4 protein-coding genes are annotated in these 4,715 nt (G+C 61.0%); all 4 read right to left on the reverse strand.

Features of this window, described 5'->3' with window-relative positions; all coding sequences use genetic code 11:
- Nucleotides 1–56: 56 nt before the first annotated feature.
- Nucleotides 57–1,208, reverse strand: a complete 1,152-nt coding sequence (locus ACW9HW_RS28880; protein WP_095194800.1) for an acyl-CoA dehydrogenase family protein — start codon at nt 1,206–1,208, stop codon at nt 57–59.
- A gap of 3 nt (nt 1,209–1,211) precedes the next feature.
- Nucleotides 1,212–2,318, reverse strand: coding sequence for an enoyl-CoA hydratase/isomerase family protein (locus tag ACW9HW_RS28885; protein WP_457402716.1), 1,107 nt, complete (start codon nt 2,316–2,318; stop codon nt 1,212–1,214).
- 248 nt (nt 2,319–2,566) lie between these two features.
- A complete protein-coding gene (locus ACW9HW_RS28890) occupies nt 2,567–3,274 on the reverse strand; it encodes an HPP family protein (protein WP_095194802.1) in 708 nt (235 codons plus the stop codon).
- A gap of 160 nt (nt 3,275–3,434) precedes the next feature.
- Entirely contained in the window at nt 3,435–4,613 is a 1,179-nt protein-coding gene (locus ACW9HW_RS28895) for an MFS transporter (RefSeq protein WP_457402718.1), read from the reverse strand.
- Nucleotides 4,614–4,715: the final 102 nt, after the last annotated feature.

Consider the following 4,715-nt stretch of genomic DNA (forward strand, 5'->3'; position numbering starts at 1 on the left):
TCTGGTGTACATGAGATCCCCTGTGGGAGCGAGCCTGCTCGCGAAGCTTTTGGGGTTTACACCAGGTAGTTTTTCAATTCCCGGGCAATCACCATCCGCTGAATCTCGCTCGACCCTTCATAAATCTGCGTGATCCGCGCATCCCGGTAGTAACGCTCCACCGGGTAATCCTCCAGATAGCCATACCCGCCATGAATCTGTATCGCTGACGAACAGACTTTCTCGGCCATCTCCGACGCAAAGAGCTTGGCCTGCGAGGCCTCCGACAGGCACGGTTTGCCGGCGCTGCGCAAACGCGCGGCATGCAGGATCATCAGCCGTGCGGCATTGAGTTGCATGTGCATGTCCGCCAGCAGGTTGGCGATGCTCTGGTGCTCGATGATCGGCTTGTCGAATTGCACGCGATCCCGGGCGTAGGCCAGTGCCGCTTCGAAGGCCGCGCGGGCAATGCCCAGGGCCTGGGCGGCGATGCCGATGCGGCCGCCTTCGAGGTTGGACAACGCGATGGCCAGGCCTTTGCCGCGCTCACCCAGCAGGTTGGCCTCGGCAACGGTGCAGTTGTTCAGCGTCACCGCGCAGGTATCGGAAGCGCGGATGCCCATTTTGTGTTCGCTGCGGTCCACGGTGAAACCCGGGGTACTGGTCGGTACCAGGAACGCCGAGATGCCGCGCTTGCCCAGGTCTGGATCGGTCACCGCAAACACGATCGCCAGTTTTGCCCGTTTGCCGTTGCTGACAAATTGCTTGGCGCCATTGATCACCCATTGGCCGTCGCGCAGTTCGGCGCGGGTGCGCAGGTTGTGCGCTTCGGAACCGGCCTGGGGTTCGGTCAGGCAGAAACAACCGATGGCCTGGCCGCTGGCCAGGTCCGCCAGCCAGGTCTGTTTCTGTTCTTCGGTGCCGTAGTTGAGCACCGGCCCGCAACCCACTGAGTTGTGAATGCTCATCATCGCGCCGGTGGCGCCGTCGCCGGCCGAGATTTCTTCCACCGCCAGGGCATAGGCAACGTAGTCGACGTAAGTGCCGCCCCATTCCTCGGGCACCACCATGCCCAGCAGGCCGAGTTCGCCCATCTTCGCCACCAGACCGTCGTCGATCCAGCCGGCTTTTTCCCAGGCCTGGGCGTGGGGGGCGATTTCGCCGCGGGCAAAGTCCCGGGCCATGTCGCGGATCATGACTTGTTCTTCGCTCAATTCGATATCGTGCATGGCTCAGCTCCCGCTTTGGTCAAACCCGTTGAAGAAACTCGCCACGTGTGCGGCGTCCAGCGCCTGCAGGGTGGGGGGATTCCAGCGCGGGTTCTTGTCTTTGTCGATCAGCAAGGCGCGCACGCCTTCGATCAGGTCGCCGCGCTCGAACCACTGGCGGTCCAGGTGCAGCTCAAGGGCGAAGCATTGTTCAAGGCTCAGGTGCCGACCACGTCGCAGCATCTCCAGCGTCACGCCCATGGCCAGCGGCGAACGGGTTTGCAGCAGGTCGGCGGTGGTGGTGGCCCACTCGTGGCTGTCGGCAACCGCCACTTCCCGCAATTGTTCAACAATACTCGGCACATCGGGCAGGGCGAAGAAGTGGTCGATGGCCGGGCGCAGTGCTTTGAGTGGTGCGTCGGGCAGTTGCTGCACCGCGAGTTTGGCCAGCAAGCCTTGCAGGTCCTTCAGCGGTGACTCGTGCCATTGCAGTTGGTCGAGTTTTTCATCCAGCGTAGCCAGCTTGCTGCTGTCCAGGTACCAGTCGGCCAGGCCGCAATACAGGGCATCGGCCGCGCGGATCTGCACGCCGCTGACACCCAGGTAAATCCCCAGTTCACCAGGGATGCGCGGCAGGAAATAACTGCCGCCGACATCCGGGAAATAGCCGATACCCACTTCCGGCATCGCCAGACGGCTCTTCTCGGTGACTATCCGCAAGTCGGCGCCCTGCACCAGGCCCATGCCGCCGCCCAGGACGAAACCGTCCATCAAGGCGAGTACCGGTTTGCGGTAGTGGTGGATCGCGAGGTCGAGGGCGTATTCCTCGACGAAGAAGTCTTCGTGCAACGTGTCGCCGCTTTTGAAGCTGTCGTAGAGCGAGCGAATGTCGCCGCCGGCACAGAAGGCTTTTTCCCCGGCGCCGCGCAGGACAACGGCCTGTACGTTGGCGTCGCCCGCCCAGGCATCCAGTTGCCGCTGTAATTGGCGAACCATGTCGAGGGTGATGGCGTTGAGACCGGCGGGGCGGTTGAGGGTCAGGTGACCGATGTGATTGCGAACCTCGGCCAGCACTTCATTGTGTGTGGCATCCATGGGCGTGGTCGCCCTCGATGAAACCTGAGCAGTCATCAGTAACTCCCTGCTTTTATTGTTCTTTATAGAGAAGCTCGCGCGCGAGCGATGCAGGATCGTAACAGTGCAAATTTGTGATGTACAACGGGGAAATGTGCAGGGGCTTTCTGCATATTTGCAATGACGATCGCGTGCGCCCCCTGTGGGAGCGAGCCTGCTCGCGAAGACGGTATGTCATTCAACATTGATGTCGTCAGATATGGCGCTTTCGCGAGCAGGCTCGCTGCCACAGGGGGTGCTCAGTGTCAGGTTCTACGGCTCAGGACTTCACCAATACTGCGACGTTTCGCATGTAACTCACTGGCGTGAATCAGTTGTTCCAGGTCTTCAGGCGTGACGTCGAAGAAAGCTTCCATGTCGGCCAGCGCCAGTTTCAAATCCTGGGCGGTGATGGCCTGGCTGTCGGTGGGCGGATGGTCGGCAGGTACCACAGCCACTGGTTCAGCGGGGCGCTTGGGGTATCGGATGCGCGTCAGGTTGTTGTAGGCCAGGGCGCTGAGCAACATGATCGTAGCGCCGAGCATCACCGGGCCGAGGGCTTTCCAGTCCATGGCAATGGTCGCCGGGTCCGCCAGCACCAGGGTCAACGCCAGCGCGCCGGCCGGTGGGTGCAGGCAACGCAGCCAGCACATCAGGATCAGGGCCATGCCGGCCGCCAGGCAAGCACTGCCCAGCGTGCGCCCCAGCACATGGGCCACCAGCAGCGAAACCACGCCGGCGCTCAAGTAGCCGCCGACAATCGACCATGGCTGCGCCAGTGCGCCGGAAGACACCGCGAACAACAACACCGCCGAAGCACCCAGCGGGCCGATCAAATGCTGCGCCACCTCGATGCCGAACACCTGACCGCACAGCCACACGCTGAGCATCGTTCCGAGGGCCATGCCGATGGCGGCGCGGCTCCATTCGGTGGGGCGGGTGTTGATGGCGGCGGGCAACCAGCGAGCGAGCATGAGGAAACCATTCCGTTGACAAAAAACCGAGGAAAAAAAAAGGCTTGTCTGGGATACCCAGAAAGCCCTTGAAGTTGTTCCAACAATTGGGGGAGGAACGACGACAGTGTGCCGATCCTTGCTGATGCTGACAAATTCATATTAATGAAGCTTCAGTTCATTAATTCTGATGTAACACCACGCGCCGGCCACTCATGAAACACAGGAATCCGCCCATGGCGGTGAGTGCACTCAAGGCGTAGAACATGGTCGGTGCCGGCGTGTGCATCAGCAGGAAGCCGCAAATCACCGGGCTCAATGCACCGCCGAGGGCCGCCAGGTTCTGTGCGCCGTAGTAACTGCCGCGCAATTCTTCCGGGGCCAGGGTGTCGACGAAGAGGAATTCGGCCGGGTAAATGATCATTTCCCCGAGGGTGAAGATGAACATCGCCACGCACCAACTGACCATGCCGTCGGCCAGGCTGAAGCCGATCAAGCCGAGAATGAACAGGCCGGTGCCACCGGCGATCCAGAAGCGCAGCTTTTCGCGATTGAGGAAGCGGCCGATCTGGTACTGCAACAGGATCACACTGACGGCGTTGCAGGCGAGCAGGGCGGCCATGATGTCCAGGGCGGTTTTGGAATCGTGGGTCACCAGCAGGTACTGCGACAGGTACAGGGTGAAACGCCCGTGGACCACGGTGCTGAGCAGGCAACCGCAGGTGAACATGATCAGGGTGCGGTCGTTCTTCAGGGTCACCAGGGTCTTGAGGAAGCTCTGCGGTTGGCCAATGACCGGGGTCTGCGCCGAATCCTTCGGGATGCCGATCATCAGGAAGATACTGAGAAAGGCGATGGCGCCGGCAATCAGGAACGGCGCGATCGGATAGTAGCCGGCGATCACTACGCCCAGCATGGGACCGGTGGCGTAGCCGATGTTGGTCAAGGTGTAGCGCAGGGAAAACGCCTTGGCGCGCTGGCCCATGGGCAGGTTTTCGCTGAGGATCGCTTTGGAACCGATGAGAAACAGCGCCGAGGCCGTCTCGGTGATCACCAGGGTGACAGTGGTCAGGTAGAGGTTTTCGGCGAAGGTCAGCAGCACGAAGCCGATGGCACTGGAAAGCATCGCCAGAATCAGCAACCGGCGCTTTTCCAGGCGGTCGATGATGTAGCCGCCATACAGGGCGAGCAGGGTGGCGATGAACACCGCGATACCAAGCAGCAAACCAACGTCCTGTTGGTTGAGGCCCAGTTTGTTGCTCAAGAACAGCGTGAGCAACGGGCTGGTGATGGCACGGCTGACGACGATGGTCAGCGAAACGATCATCAACCGGCGAATAACGAGCGAGTAAGTGGCCACGGTGAGTGCAAATGTCCTTATTCAGATTCTTGAGTGTTCGGCATGAAAACCGCGTCGCCCCATTCGCGAGCAGGCTCGCTCCCACAGTTGGAATGCGTTCCC

It is taken from the genome of Pseudomonas sp. SDO5532_S415 (assembly GCF_054071155.1).

Bases quoted from the DNA above. Each gene is read 5' to 3' on its own strand.
- ACW9HW_RS28880 (WP_095194800.1), bottom strand. From the start codon at position 1,208: ATGCACGATATCGAATTGAGCGAAGAACAAGTCATGATCCGCGACATG.
- ACW9HW_RS28885 (WP_457402716.1), bottom strand. From the start codon at position 2,318: ATGACTGCTCAGGTTTCATCGAGGGCGACCACGCCCATGGATGCCACA.
- ACW9HW_RS28890 (WP_095194802.1), bottom strand. From the start codon at position 3,274: ATGCTCGCTCGCTGGTTGCCCGCCGCCATCAACACCCGCCCCACCGAA.